Genomic DNA, 14,503 nt, shown 5'->3' with positions numbered 1-14,503 from the left:
ATCCTTGGGAAAGCTTGAACCGGCGTAGTGTAATGCGATCCGCAGCGGTTTGCTGGAAGCCCTGCTCTAAGAACGGAAGATGAAGTAGACGGCGCCTGCCATGCAGAGCGCGGCCCAGACGTAATCGAGCTTGAAGGGCTGGTTCATGTAGAACATCGCGAAGGGGACGAACACGCTGAGTGTGATCACCTCCTGCATGATCTTGAGCTGCCCCAGCGTCAGTTCGGTGGCGCCGATGCGGTTGGCGGGCACCTGCAGCAGGTATTCGAACAGGGCGATGCCCCAGCTGATCAGCGCTGCGATCCACCAAGGCTTGGAGGCCAGGTTCTTGAGGTGGCCGTACCAGGCGAAGGTCATGAAGACGTTGGACAGGACCAGCAGCCCGGCGGTTTTCCAGATGACCGGCATTTACGCGATCCTTTCGATGGGTTGGCCGGCAACGCGCGGCAGATAGTCGGCGGCGCGGCCGAGGCCCGGCACCTGTGCGTCTGGTGCGATGTCCAGCAGGGGCACCAGCACGAAGGCACGCTCGGTCATGCGGGGATGCGGCACGGTGAGGTCGGGCGTGGCGATGACGGCGTCGCCGTAGAGCAGCAAGTCCAGGTCCAGCGTGCGCGGCGCGTTGCGGTAGGGCCGTTCGCGGCCATGGGCTTGTTCGATGGACTGCAATGCGGCCAGTACGGACGGCGCATCCAGCGTCGTATCGATGGCGGCCACCGCGTTCACGTAATCGTCACCGGAGGAGTCGATCGGGGCGGTGCGGTACAACGGAGAGGCCTGCAGTAGTCGCGTGGACGGCATGCGCACCAGCCGCTTGATCGCGTCCAGCACGTTGGCGCGTGCGTCGCCCAGGTTGGCGCCGATGCCGACGTAGGCGAGCATGAACCGGCTCAGTCCTCGGAGGAATGGGAGGCCGGGCTGCCTTCGCCGGTGCCGGCGCTGTCCCCGCCATTGCTCTTGCCGCGGCGCGGACCACGGCGCGGGCCGCGCTTGCGCTTCGCGCCGCCCTTTTCGCCGCTCGGCAGGTTGGCGATCAGCTCTTCGCGCGTCTCGCCATCGCCTTCGTAGAAGTCGGTCCACCATTCGCCCAGCTCCGCATCGAGTTCACCGGAGGCGCAGCGCAGCAGCAGGAAGTCGTAGCCGGCGCGGAAGCGCGGATGTTCGAGCAGCTTGTGCGCGGCCTTGCCGTTGCGCTTTTCAAAGCGCGGCTGCATGGCCCAGATGTCGCGCATGTCGGTGGCGATGCGGCGCTGCAGGGCGAGCTTCTCGGTCTGGTCGTCCAGCACATCGTCCGCGGCCAGGTGCAGGGCCGGGATCGGCGGCTCGCCGGAAGCCTTGTACGCATTCCACTTCTCCAGCACCAGGTGCCACAGCAAGGACGCGAACAGGAAGCCCGGCGACACGCCCTTGCCCGCCATGACCCGCTTGTCGGTGGACTCCAGCGCCAGCGTCACGAACTTCATGCTGATCGGCTGCTCCAGCACCACGTCCAGCAGCGGCAGCAGGCCATGGTGCAGGCCTTCCTTGCGCAGCTGCTGCAGGCAGGCCAGCGCGTGGCCGCTCATGAGGAGCTTGAGCATTTCGTCGAACACGCGCGCGGCGGGCACGTTGTTGATCAGCGGCGCCATCACCGGGATCGGCGCGCGCGTCGCGGCCTCGATGGTGAACTGCAGCTTGGCGGCGAAGCGCACCACGCGCAGCATGCGCACCGGGTCTTCGCGGTAGCGTGCTTCCGGCTGGCCGATGATGCGCAGGGTCTTGTTGTGGATGTCTTCCATGCCGCCGTGGTAGTCCAGCACTTCCTGCGTGGCTGGGTTGTAGTACATGGCGTTAATGGTGAAGTCGCGCCGCTCCGCGTCTTCGTGCTGCGGGCCGAACACGTTGTCGCGCAGGACCCGGCCATGCTCGTCGCGCGGCGCGTCGCCGGACGAATTGCCGCGGAAGGTGGTCACCTCGATCAGGTCCTGCCCGAACATCACGTGCACTATCTGGAAGCGGCGCCCGATGAGGAAGGCGCGGCGGAACAGGCGCTTGACCTGTTCGGGCGTGGCGTCGGTGGCCACGTCGAAGTCCTTCGGCTTCACGCCCAGCAGCAGGTCGCGCACCGCGCCACCCACGATGAAGGCCTGGAAGCCGTTCTCCTGCAAAGTCTGCGTGACGCGGACCGCGTTGCTCGACACGTTGCGCGGATCGATCTTGTGCGCTTCGGGCCCCAGCACGATGGGCTGGCTGCGGTCTCGGTCGTCGGTGCCGCCGAAGATTTTGCGGATAAATTTCTTAATCATTGAAGAGGTGCAGTGAGGGCCAGCCGAGGCGCGCCGCGTGGGACGCCAGGGTGGCATTCGGGTTGGTCGCGACAGGGTGGCTGACGACGGACAGTAACGGGAGATCGTTGTGCGAGTCGCTGTAGAAGTGGGAGCGCTCGAACTGGTCGAAGCGGTGGCCGAGGCGGTCGAGCCACGCATGCATGTGTTCTACCTTGCCCGGTCCCTGGGTCGGCGTGCCGACCAGGCGCCCGGTCAGGTTGCCCTGCGCGTCTTCCTCCGGCTCGGCCGCGATCAGGTGCTCGACGCCGAGCGCGCGGGCGATGGGCGCCGTGACATAGCGGTTGGTGGCGGTGATGATGCCGACCAGGTGGCCTGCGTCATGGTGCTTTTGCAGCAGCTCGACCGCGCGCGGCCGGATGGCGGGCTTGATCACTTCATCCATGAACTGCGCGTGCATTGTATCGAGCTCGCGGCGCGGGTAGCGCGCCAGGGTGCCGAGGGCGAATTCGAGGTACTCGACCGGATCCAGCGTGCCGGCCTGGTACTGGGCGAAGAAAGCGTCGTTACGGCGTTTGAACTCGGCCGCGTCGACCGCGCCGGTGCGGACCAGGAACTGGCCCCACTCGTAATCGGAATCGATGGGCAGCAGCGTGTGGTCGAGGTCAAACAGGGCCAGTTCAGTCATCAAGGGCCTTTGGTTCTTCGGACTGCAGCAGCAGGTCGCGCAGCAGCGGCAGGGTGACCGGCCGCTGGGTTTCGAGGGAATACTGGTCGAGGGCGTCGAGCATGGTCGAGAGCGAGCGCATGTCTCGCCTGAAATGCGATAGCAAATAGGGTAACACGCTGGCCGACAGCGTCAAACCGCGCGCTTCCGCGGCGTGCGTGAGGGCGGCGATCTTCTCGTCGTCGGACAGGCCGTGGATCTGGTAGACCAGGCCCCAGCCCATCCGCGTACGCAGGTCCTCGCGTACCGGCAGCACGGCCGGGGGCACGGGGCCGGTGGTGACCATGTAGGCGCCATGCTCGCGCACCTGGTTGAAGAGGGCGAAGGCGTCGATCTGGCGCTGGGCCGAGAGCTGCTCGCAATCGTCGAGCAGGTACAGCGTCACGTCCGGGGTAAATACAAAATCGGTCTCCGGCGCTGCGGGCGCGATGTAGCGCGAGCCGGGCGTATTCGCCAGGGCATGCAGCAGATGGGTCTTGCCGGCCGCCGTTTCGCCCCACAGGTAGGCGAAATGCTCGCGCGAGGTGCGCTCCGCGAACTGCTGCATGACGTGCGTGAGCTCGGCGTTCTGCCCCACCTCGAAGGTCTCGAGGCTTTGCGCCGGTTCGGCGCCCAGGTCGAGCACCAGCTGTTTCATTTGGAAGGCCTACCGTAAGTCATACACTCACGCATTATAAAAGCTGCTGCGCAGGTAATGGGCGCGCAGATGGCGGAAGGCGACCATCAGGACGGCGGAGGCGGGGAGCGCCAGCAGTACGCCGACGAAACCGAACAGCTGGCCGAACGCCAGCAGCGCAAAGATCACGGCCAGCGGGTTCAGTCCAATGCGTTCGCCCACCAGGCGCGGGGTCAGGAAGAAGCCCTCGAACACCTGGCCCAGGCCATAGATGATGGCCACCGAAATCAGGCCATGCCAGTCGGAGAACTGCAGCACCGCCGCGATCAGGGCCAGCGCCAGGCCAAGGCCGAAGCCGAGGTAGGGGATGAACACCAGCAGTCCGGTGAGCAGGCCGACCGGCAGCGCCACGTCGAAGCCCGCGATGCCGAGCGCCGCCGAGTAGTACACCGCCAGCACCATCATGACCAGCAGCTGGCCGCGCAGGTACTGGGCCAGCAGCACGTTGACTTCCTGCGCCATCGCGACCGTCTGCGCAACCCAGCGGCGCGGCACGGCGGTGGTGACCTTGGACAGCAGTTGGTGCCAGTCCATCAGCAAATAGAACAGCACCACCGGGATCAGCACCAGCTGCGCCATCAGCGACAGGATGGCCGAGCCGCCGATGCGGGCGGAGGCCAGCACGGTGGCCCAGACTTCGTCGCTGCTGGCGGCCATTTTCTCGGCCAGCAGGTTGCGCAGGCCATCGCCGTGCAGGTCGATGTGCACACCCATGGCCTGGAGGCGCGGCGACAGCACCTCGTCCATCTTGGCCATGAAGGCCGGGATCTGCGCCTTCAGCAGCGGAATCTCCTTCTGCAGCACCGGCACCACGATCAGCACCAGCGCGGCGACCAGCGCCAGGAACATGACCATCACCAGCGTGACCGCGAGCGCGCGCGGAAAGCCGAAGCGGCCGATGCGCCGCCGGTCCAGGTAGTCGACCGCCCCATTCAGGGCATAGGCAAGGATGGCGGCGGCGATGAAGGGTGTGAGGACCGGCCCGAGTGCATACAGCAGCACCATGAACGCCAGCCAGAGCGTGATCCAGAAGGCGGACTGTTTTTGCTCGGGCGTGAAGGCGAATGGCATGTAGGCGTCGGAGTGGGCGCGGGTGGCCGTGCGTGGCAGTTTGATAAAATAGCGGTCTTCGCCGGATTTGCCCCGTATGAGGCACGTTTTCGGCCCGCCGCCTTCTATTTTACCGCCTCCAAAGGCAATGACACCATGAACCAACCTGGCAACGTCTCTCTCTCCTACCGCGACGCGGGCGTCGACATCGATGCCGGCGATGCCCTGGTCGAAGCGATCAAACCGATGGCCAAGCGCACCATGCGCGAGGGCGTGCTCGGTGGGATCGGTGGTTTCGGCGCGCTGTTTGAAGTCAGCAAGAAGTTCAAGGAGCCGGTACTGGTCTCCGGCACCGACGGCGTGGGCACCAAGCTGAAACTGGCCTTTGAGCTGAACAAGCATGACACCGTGGGCATCGACCTGGTGGCCATGAGTGTGAACGACATCCTGGTGCAGGGCGCCGAGCCCCTGTTCTTCCTCGACTACTTCGCCTGCGGGAAGCTGGACGTGCCGACCGCCACCCAGGTCGTCGGCGGCATCGCCAAGGGCTGCGAACAGGCCGGCTGCGCGCTGATCGGCGGCGAAACGGCCGAGATGCCGAGCATGTACCCGGACGGTGAATACGACCTGGCCGGCTTCGCGGTCGGCGCGGTCGAGAAGTCGAAGATCATCGACGGCACCAAGATCGTGCCGGGCGACGTGGTCCTGGGCCTGGCCTCGTCGGGCGCGCACTCGAACGGCTACTCGCTGGTCCGCAAGATCATCGAAGTGGCGCAGCCGGACCTGAACGCCGACTTCCACGGCCGCCCGCTGCGCGACGTGCTGATGGAGCCGACCCGCATCTACGTCAAGCCGCTGCTGGCGCTGATGGAGGCGATGGAAGTGAAGGGCATGGTCCACATCACCGGCGGTGGCCTGGTCGAGAACATCCCGCGCGTGCTGCAGGAGAACCTGACGGCCGTGCTGTCCAAGGACGCGTGGCCGCTGCCGCCGCTGTTCCAGTGGCTGCAGCAGCACGGCGGCGTGGCGGACGCCGAAATGCACCGCGTCTTCAACTGCGGCATCGGCATGTGCGTGATCGTCAGCGCGGAGAACGCGGCGGCGGCGGAAGCGCAGCTGAAGGCCGCCGGCGAAACCGTCTACCGCATCGGCGAGATCCGCCCGCGCACCGACGACCAGCCGCAGACGGTGGTGGTCTAAGCCTGCATGAGCGTTCCAGCCGCATGAGCGAGGCGCCCGCCGGTCCGGTCAGCCGTGTCGAGCGCGCGGCCCGGGCCGGGCATCGCGCGGCGGTGGTGTGGATCACCGGCCTGTCCGGCGCCGGCAAGAGCACCCTGGCCTATGCCTGCGAGCGCGCCCTGTTCGCGCGCGGCTGCGGCGTCTCGGTGCTCGATGGTGACCGCGTGCGCCACGGCCTGTGCGCGGACCTCGGCTTTTCGCTGGAAGCGCGCAGCGAAAACATTCGCCGCATCGGCGAAGTGGCTCGCCTGCTGTACGAGTCCGGCCAGATCGTGCTGGTGGCGGCCATTTCGCCCCTCCAGGCCGACCGCGCCCGGGCCCGCGCCTTGATCGATCCCGCCGATTTCATCGAAGTCTATTGCCGCTGCCCCCTTGAGGTGTGCGAGGAACGTGACCCCAAGGGCCTGTACCGCCGCGCGCGGGCCGGCGCGCTGCCGCAGTTCACGGGCATCGGCTCTCCCTATGAAGAGCCGGCCGCGCCGGAGCTTGTGCTCGATTCGGCCACTGTCAGCGTGGCCGCCGAGGTTGAGGCCGTGGTCGCTGAGCTGGTCCGGCGCGGGATCCTGGCCTGAGCGGGCGGCACCACAGAATCTCCCTTTTCCAACGGTCGGCGTTGGATCGATTGCGTTGCAGTATTAAATCCGCGATCATGTTGTTACTTTTGATCGACGCGGTATTTATCATTTTTCATGGCACCCGATCCTGCGCAGGACCCGCACGTCTACCACTTCATCTCGGGCCTGCCGCGTTCCGGCTCGACCCTGCTCTCCGGCATCCTGCGTCAGAATCCGCGCTTCCGTGCTGGCATGACGAGCCCGGTCGGCGCCTTGTGCGCGGCCTTGCTGGCCCAGTTTTCAGCCGGTAGCGAATTTGCGCCGCTGGTGTCGCAGGAGCAGCGGCGCGCGATTTTGCGCAGTATGTTCAGCGCCTTCTACGCCGGAACGCCGCAGCCAGTGATCATGGACACCAACCGCGCCTGGTGCTCGCGCATGGGACTGGTGCAGGACCTGTTCCCTGGATCCAAGGTGATCGCCTGCGTGCGCAATGTCGGCTGGGTCATGGACAGCTTCGAACGCCGCTACCGCGCCAACCCGTACGAATTCACCCGCCTGTTCCCCGGCAATCCCTTGCGCAGCACCGTGTACACGCGGCTCGATGGCCTGGCCCAGCACGACCAGACGGTCGGCTATGCGTGGGCCAGCCTGCGCGAAGCCTTCTACGGCGAACACGCGTCGTCGCTGCTGCTGGTCGACTACGACCTGCTGGCCCGCTCGCCTGCGCAGGTGCTGCCGCTGGTGTACCGGTTCCTGGGCGAACAGCCGTTCGACCACGACTTCGACAACGTGGAATACGACGCCGAGGAGTTCGACCTCGCGCTCGGCGCGCCCGGCCTGCACCGTGTGCGGGCCAAGGTCGAATTCACGCCGCGCCGCGCGGTGATTCCGCCGGACCTGTTTGAAAAATATTCGCAGATGTCGTTCTGGAAGGACACCGCCGGCAGTGCGGCCAGCGTCATCACCATCCAGACTCACCAGGACACCCCATGACCCCGACCGCCTTTGACGCCACGCTCACCATCGCCGCTGGAACGCCGCCGGACCTGCCCGCGGCGCCGGCCCTGGATGGCCCGCTGACACTGGCGCAGCCCCGCACCGAGATCGTCTTCATCGAAAGCGATGTGCCGGATCTGGCCACGCTGGCGCGTGAACTGGGGATCGGCCGCGAAGTGGTCATCCTGGACGCCGGCGGGGACGGGCTGCAGCAGATGACGGCCGCGCTGGCGGGCCGCAGCGGCATCGCGGCGCTGCATGTGGTGACGCACGGGGCGCCGGGGGCGGCCGATCTCGGCACGCTGACGCTGGACAGCGCCGCCTTGGCCACGCATCAGGCCGAGCTGGCGGCGCTGGGCCGCAGCCTGGCACCGGACGCGGACCTGCTGATGTATGGCTGCAGCATCGGCGCCGGGGCCACCGGCGCGAGCTTTGTGCAGCAGCTGGCCATCGCGACCGGGGCGGATGTCGCCGCGTCGGACGACCTGACCGGCAGCGCGGCGCTGGACGGGGACTGGCAGCTGGAGATCACCCAAGGCCAGGTGGACGCGCCCAGCGCGGCCACCGCGGCGCTGGCGGCGCAGTACAGTTCCATCCTGAGCACAGTCAGCTTCAATAACTGGAACAATGTGGCGCACACCGGCGATGGAGCGACTGCCGCCAGCGACGTCACCTACAACGTCAACGGGTCGGCCAGCACTCAGCTGCTTATCGATGGCGCCACGCAGGGTGTCGCGGCCTACCAGGGCTATGGCAGCGTTTTCCTGTCGCCGCAAAGCGCCGTCGGCGACACGTCCGTCAGCTTGTCTTTCGTCTTCGGCCAGTTGTTCACCGCAACCTCGATCACGCTCGAAAACTGGGACAACTACAACTTCTCGAGTCAAAACCTGGTCTTCAAGGGCTACAACTCCAATCACGATCAGGTCGGCTCAGGCTCGCTGAACTTCGCCTACGGCCCTGGGACCCCGGCCACGGCGACGCTCACCGGCATGACGGACATCGTTGAGCTGAAGATTTTCGCGACGACGAACAGTAACAAGCTGATCTACCTGGCGCTCGACAGCATCGATATCAGCAACATTCACGCCCCGCCGCCCAAGGTCTCGTATGTGGACAGCACCACCGCCAACGGCACCTACGGCCCGGGCACCGCGATCGATATCCAGGTCGGCTTCGACCAGGCAGTCACGGTCACGGGGACGCCGCAGCTGCAGCTCGAAACCGGCACCACCGACCGCTACGCCACCTATGTCAGCGGCAGCGGCAGCAGCACGCTCACCTTCCGCTACACCGTGCAAGCCGGAGACAGCGCGACCCAGCTCGACTACCTTTCGACGAGCGCTCTCACCGGCACCATCACCGCCGCCGGCGACGGTACGGCCGCCAACCTTTCGCTGGTCACACCGGGCACCATCGGCTCGCTGAAGGTCAACGCCGCGATCGCGATCGATGGGGTCGCGCCGACGCTGGCGATTTCCACCAACGACACCACTCTGGTGGCCAACCAGACCGCCACCATCACGTTCACCTTCAGCGAAGATCCGGGCAGCAGCTTCACCGCCGCCGATATCAGCGTGTCCAGTGGCACGCTAAGCGCTCTCACGACGACGGGCGCGGTCCGCACCGCGACCTTCACGCCGACGGCGGGTGTCGACAGCGGGGCCGCCACGATCTCCGTGACCGCCGGATCGTACACCGATGCGGTGAGCAACGGCGGGGCCGCGGCGTCGCTGAATCTGACGTGGGACACGCTGGCGCCGGCCGCTCCCTCGGCCCCGGCGCTGGACAGCGGCAGCGACAGCGGCAGCTCGCACACGGACCGCGTCACCAGCGACACCACGCCCACCTTCAGCGGCACGGCGGAAGCCGGGGCCACGGTCAAGCTGTACGACACTGACGGTACGACCCTGATCGGCAGTACGACGGCCACGGGCGGCAGCTGGACCATCACCGCTTCCGCCCTGGGCGCGGGCAGCCACACCATCACGGCCAGGGCCACGGACGTCAACGGCAATGTGGGCAGCGCGTCGGCGGGCACCACGATCACGATCGATACCGCAGCGCCATCCGCACCCGCCGCTCTGGACCTCGACAGCGGTAGCGATTCGGGCAGCTCGTCCACCGATAACCTCACCAGCGATGACACGCCTACCATCGGGGGCACCGCGGAGGCCAATAGCGATATCACCCTGTACGACACCGACGGCACCACGGTGCTGGCCACCACAACTGCCAACGGCAGTGGCATCTGGTCCGTGGCAACCTCCACGCTGGGCGCGGGCACGCACACCGTCACCGCCAAGGCCACCGACGCCGCCGGCAACACCTCGGCCGCATCTTCGGGCCTGACCCTGACCGTGGACCGCAGCGCACCTGCCGCGCCCTCAGCGCCCGACCTGCAGGCCGGGGCGGACAGCGGCAGCTCGTCCACGGACGACATCACTTCCGAACGTACGCCGGTCTTCACCGGCACCGCGGAAGCGGGAGCGACGGTAACGCTGTACGACACCGATGGCACCACCGTGCTCGGAACCGGCACCGCCAGCGGCGGCAGCTGGTCCATCACCACCAGCACGCTGTCGGAAGGGGACCATACGATCACCGCCAAGGCCACCGACGCCGCCGGCAATGTGAGTGCGGCTTCCACTGCGCTCAGCGTCACCGTCGATATCACGCCCCCTGCCACCACTGTGATCTCGGCGGCATTCTCAGCCGACGGCGGTGCGTCGGCGAGCGACTTCATCACCGGCACCGCGAGCCAGACTATTTCCGGCACCCTCAGTGCCAACCTGGCGGCGGGCGAGTCGGTCGAGGTCTCGATCGACAACGGCGCCACCTGGCATGGCGCCACGGCGTCCGCCGGACAAAACACCTGGTCGGTGGCCAAAACGCTGACCGGGTCGGACACGCTGCAGGTGCGGGTACTGGACGCCGCGGGCAACGCCGGCACGCCCTGGTCGCATGCATACGTGCTCGACACCACGGCGCCATCGGTGACGATCACGTCCAGCGCGCCCCAGCTGAGCAGCGGTGAGACGGCACTGATCACCTTCACTTTCAGCGAAGACCCGGGCACCACCTTCACGAATGGCGACATCACCGTCACGGGCGGCACGCTGGGCACGCTGAGCGGCAGCGGCACCGTGCGCACCGCCGTGTTCACGCCCACTGCGGACACCAACGGCGGCACGGCCAGCATCACTATCGCCGCCGGCGCCTGGTCCGACGTGGCGGGCAACGACGGCTCCGCGGGCGCCACGCCTTCGCTGACGTTCGACACCCTGGCCCCGTCCGCGCCGGGCACGCCGGACCTGCTGGCGGGAAGCGACTCCAGCCTGAACACGGACAACCTGACCAACGACGCCACGCCGACCTTCAGCGGCACCGCGGAAGCGGGCAGCACGGTCACCCTGTACGACACGGACGGCACCACTGTCCTGGGCACCGGTGCCGCCACCGGCGGCAACTGGAGCATCACCGCCACGCAGCTGGTGGAGGGGGCGCATACCATCCGCGCCACCGCCACCGACGGCGCCGGCAATGTGAGTACCTTGTCGGCGGGGCTGGACGTCACCATCGACACGACTGGACCGACGGTTGCGATCGCGAGCAGCGTGGCGGCGGTGCGCGCCGGGCAGAGCGCCACCATCACCTTCACCTTCAGCGAGGACCCGGGCAGCAGCTTCACGCTGGCCGACGTCGCGGTCAGTGGCGGCACGCTGGACAGCCTGGCCGGCAGCGGCAGCACGCGCACAGCGGTGTTCACGCCCGCCGACGGCGTGGCCACCGGCGCGGCCAGCATCACGATTGCCGCCGGCGCGTACCTGGATGCGGCGGGTAACAACGGCGGCGCGGGAATCACGCCGGTGCTGCACATCGACACCTTGCCGCCCGCCGCGCCATCGGTGCCGGACCTGCAAGCCGCTTCCGACAGCGGCAGCTCGTCCACGGACGACATCACTTCCGAGCGTACGCCCGTCTTCACCGGCACCGCGGAAGCCGGAGCGACGGTGACGCTGTACGACACCGATGGCACAACGGTGCTCGGAACCGGCACCGCCAGCGGCGGCACCTGGACCATCACGGCCAGCACGCTGTCGGAAGGGGACCATACGATCACCGCCAAGGCCACCGATGCCGCCGGCAATGTGAGCGCGGCTTCCACTGCCCTCAGCGTCACCGTCGATATCACGCCCCCTGGCACCACGGTGACTTCGGCAGCCTTCTCGGCGGACGGCGGAACTTCGGCGACCGACTTCATCACCGGAACCGCCAGCCAAACCATCTCCGGCACCCTCAGCGCCAACCTGGCGGCGGGCGAGTCGGTCGAGGTCTCGATCGACAACGGCGCCACCTGGCATGCCGCCATGGCGTCCGTCGGACAGAGCACCTGGTCGGTGGCCCAGACGCTGGCCGGATCGGACACGCTGAAGGTGCGGGTGCTGGACGCCGCCGGCAACAGCAGCGCTGCGCTCGCGCAGGCCTACGTGCTCGATACCACAGCGCCCACGCTGGCGATCAGCAGCAGCCAGGCCCAGTTGAAGATCGGGCAGACCGCCGTGATCTCATTCACCTTCAGCGAGGACCCTGGCGCCACATTCACCGCCGCCGACGTCAGCGTCTCCGGTGGCACGCTGGGGGCGCTGTCCGGCAGCGGCAATGTGCGCACTGCCGTGTTCACCCCCACGGCCGGCCTGGACGCGCGCAGCGCCACCATCACCGTCGCCGCCGGGTCGTATGGCGATCTGGCGGGCAATGCGGGTGGCGCGGGTGTCACGCCTTCGATCAGCTTCGACACGCTGGCTCCGGCGGCGCCCACCGCGCTGGTGCTGGATACGGGCAGCGACAGTGGCACCCTGGGCGACCGCTTGACTAGCACCACCACTCCCACCGTGTCGGGCCACGCGGCCGCGGGCACCACGGTCACCTTGTACGGGACCGATGGCACCACGGTCCTGGGCAGCACAACCGCCGATGGCGGCGGCACGTGGCACATCACCACCAGCCTGCTGGCCGCAGGCAGCCACAGTCTTACCGCCGTGGCCACCGATGCGGCGGGCAATACGTCCGCCTCCAGCGAGCCATTTGCGCTGACCATCGATAACGCGGCGCCCGCAGCTCCGGCCGCGCTGGCGCTGGCGCCGGCCAGCGACAGCGGCACCGCGGGCGATCGGCTCACCAGCGACACCACGCCCACCATCACCGGCACCGCGGAGGCCCTCGCCAGCGTCACCCTGTACGGCACCGACGGCACGACGGTGCTCGGCACGGCCCAGGCCAACGGCGCCGGTGCCTGGAGCATCACGGCGTCCACGCTGGGCGAGGGGGCGCACACCCTGACCGCCAAGCAGCGCGACGCGGCGGGCAACGAGTCCGCGGCGAGTGCGCCGCTGGCGATCACCATCGACATCACGCCGCCGGCGGCGCCGGATGCGCCGGTCCTGGCGCCAGCCAGCGACACCGGTACGGCGGGCGACCGCATCACCTGGGAGTCTGCGCCCGTCATCACCGGCACCGCGCTGGCCAACGCCACTGTCACCCTGTACGACACTAACGGCACCACGGTCCTCGGCACCGCGCATGCGGACGGCGCAGGCCACTGGAGCATCCAGTCCACCGCGCTCGGCGAAGGCCTGCACAGCCTCACGGTGCGCCAGGCCGATGCGGCCGGCAATCTGTCCGCGGCCAGCACCGCGCTGGCCCTGACGATCGAATCGGAGCCGCTGCCGCTGGTGGACGGGGTGCCGGTCGACGTCAGCCCGGTGGTGCTGCCGTCCGGTGAACTCGGCATCGGGATCGACATTCCGCTGGTGCCGCCCACCCGGCCGGACAGCACCGGACTCCCCGGTGTGGCCGACATTCCGCTGTCGCCGGGCAGTGCTGCGAACCTGCTGCTGGCCCAGGTGGCGCCGGGCTTCGGCCTGTCGGCGTCCACCGCACCCAACCAGGTCGCCGCCAGCGGCGCCGAGACCTTGCTCGCAGCCATCCGGGCCGCCACCCACAGCAACCCGGCCGGCGACCAGCAGCAGATGACTGGCAACGGCACCGACTTCCTGGCCTTGCTGCCGGCAGCGCAGAACCTGCTCGTGTCCACCGTCAAGCCGGTGACCGCGCCCGGCACGAATGGCGTGCTGACCTTGAGTGGTGCGAACGCCAGCACCCAGAGCGTGGCGCTGGTCATCGACACCAGCGGCCTGCAGTCCGGCGGACGCATCGACCTGGAGCGGATCGATTTCGCCGCGATCGTCGGCAGCGCGGACGTGCGGGCGCTGTCCGGCAACACGATCCTGACCGGCGATGGCGCGAGCCAGCACTTCACGGTGCCGGCCGGCGGGACGGGCCAGGTGTTCGCGGGCGGCGGGGCGGATGTCCTGCAGTTCGGCGTCCCGCCTGCGCCGCAAACGGGATCGGCTGCGCTGCGCGACCTGCCGGGCACCACGCTGCTGCACGGCGGCGCGGGTGCCGACACGGCTGTCTTGAACGGGACGCGGGCCAGCTACAACGTCGAACAGCACGAGGGCTACCTGCTGGTGAACAGCCTCGCCGCACCCACCGTCAAGGCACTGGTCGTCAACGTCGAGCAGCTGCAATTCAGCGACGTGACCGAAGCCGTGCCGGTCGATGCGGCGCTGCTGACGCTGGCCGGCCTGTACGCCGGCGCCCTGGGGCGCCAGGCCGACCTGGATGGTTTTGCCTACTGGGGGAACGTGCTGCACGCCGGCGCCAGCTGGGGCGCGGTGGCGCTGTCGATCATCGATTCGCCGGAGCGCCGCGCCGCGCACGAAGGCTTCAACGGGAATGCCGGCCATGACCTGGAGCTGCTGTACGGTGCGCTGTTCAACCGCCACAGCGACGCCGAAGGGTGGGCGTTCTGGACGTCCGTGCTGGCGCGCGGCGTCTCGCTGGAGGTGGTCGCCAACGAGATGATGCACTCGGTGGAGATGGTCGGCCACCAGCGGGCTGCCGCCGACTGGAACTTCATCGTGTGATAGCGCGG

Annotated in this window: 9 protein-coding genes and 1 pseudogene; 4 read left to right on the top strand and 6 right to left on the bottom strand. The window is 68.0% G+C overall.

Annotation, left to right across the window (positions count from 1 at the left end; genetic code table 11):
- Positions 1–66: 66 nt before the first annotated feature.
- From E4L96_RS05415 to E4L96_RS05390, 6 genes are read right to left on the bottom strand one after another with little or no spacing between them, the layout of a single operon-like run.
- On the bottom strand, positions 67–408 hold the full coding sequence (locus E4L96_RS05415; protein WP_135206197.1) for a DMT family protein: 342 nt from the start codon (positions 406–408) through the stop codon (positions 67–69).
- Positions 409–882 (bottom strand): 2-amino-4-hydroxy-6-hydroxymethyldihydropteridine diphosphokinase, encoded by a 474-nt coding sequence (gene folK / locus E4L96_RS05410; RefSeq protein WP_135206196.1) that lies wholly within the window; start codon positions 880–882, stop codon positions 409–411.
- An 8-nt stretch (positions 883–890) separates the two neighbouring features.
- Complete coding sequence (gene pcnB, locus E4L96_RS05405; RefSeq protein WP_135206195.1) at positions 891–2,285, bottom strand: polynucleotide adenylyltransferase PcnB; 1,395 nt, start codon at positions 2,283–2,285, stop codon at positions 891–893.
- Positions 2,278–2,952, bottom strand: a complete 675-nt coding sequence (locus E4L96_RS05400; protein ID WP_135206194.1) for a histidinol-phosphatase — start codon at positions 2,950–2,952, stop codon at positions 2,278–2,280. The genes pcnB and E4L96_RS05400 overlap by 8 nt, the downstream gene beginning before the upstream one ends.
- Positions 2,945–3,628: a DnaA regulatory inactivator Hda gene (gene hda, locus E4L96_RS05395; RefSeq protein ID WP_135206193.1), complete on the bottom strand. Its 684-nt coding sequence runs from the start codon at positions 3,626–3,628 to the stop codon at positions 2,945–2,947. The genes E4L96_RS05400 and hda overlap by 8 nt, the downstream gene beginning before the upstream one ends.
- 27 nt (positions 3,629–3,655) lie before the next feature.
- The gene (locus E4L96_RS05390; RefSeq protein ID WP_135206192.1) at positions 3,656–4,738 is read right to left on the bottom strand and encodes an AI-2E family transporter; all 1,083 of its coding nucleotides are present in this window, start codon (positions 4,736–4,738) and stop codon (positions 3,656–3,658) included.
- 135 nt (positions 4,739–4,873) lie between these two features.
- On the opposite strand from E4L96_RS05390, the gene purM reads away from it, so the two are divergent.
- The 4 genes and pseudogenes from purM (at position 4,874) to E4L96_RS05370 (ending at position 14,495) form a co-directional block, all read left to right on the top strand.
- Complete coding sequence (gene purM, locus E4L96_RS05385) at positions 4,874–5,917, top strand: phosphoribosylformylglycinamidine cyclo-ligase (protein ID WP_135206191.1); 1,044 nt, start codon at positions 4,874–4,876, stop codon at positions 5,915–5,917.
- A 32-nt stretch (positions 5,918–5,949) separates the two neighbouring features.
- Positions 5,950–6,528, top strand: a pseudogene (gene cysC / locus E4L96_RS05380) (adenylyl-sulfate kinase); the annotation flags it as partial.
- Between the two features lie 117 nt (positions 6,529–6,645).
- Complete coding sequence (locus E4L96_RS05375; RefSeq protein WP_135206189.1) at positions 6,646–7,503, top strand: sulfotransferase; 858 nt, start codon at positions 6,646–6,648, stop codon at positions 7,501–7,503.
- Positions 7,500–14,495 (top strand): Ig-like domain-containing protein, encoded by a 6,996-nt coding sequence (locus tag E4L96_RS05370; RefSeq protein WP_135206188.1) that lies wholly within the window; start codon positions 7,500–7,502, stop codon positions 14,493–14,495. Before E4L96_RS05375 ends, E4L96_RS05370 begins: the two co-directional genes overlap by 4 nt.
- Positions 14,496–14,503: the final 8 nt, after the last annotated feature.

The organism is Zemynaea arenosa (genome assembly GCF_004614185.1).
In the GTDB taxonomy this organism is placed as follows: Bacteria; Pseudomonadota; Gammaproteobacteria; order Burkholderiales; family Burkholderiaceae_D; genus Telluria; species Telluria arenosa.
The sequence above is the reverse complement of the archived record's forward strand: the minus strand, read 5'-3'. Positions and strand labels throughout refer to the sequence as shown.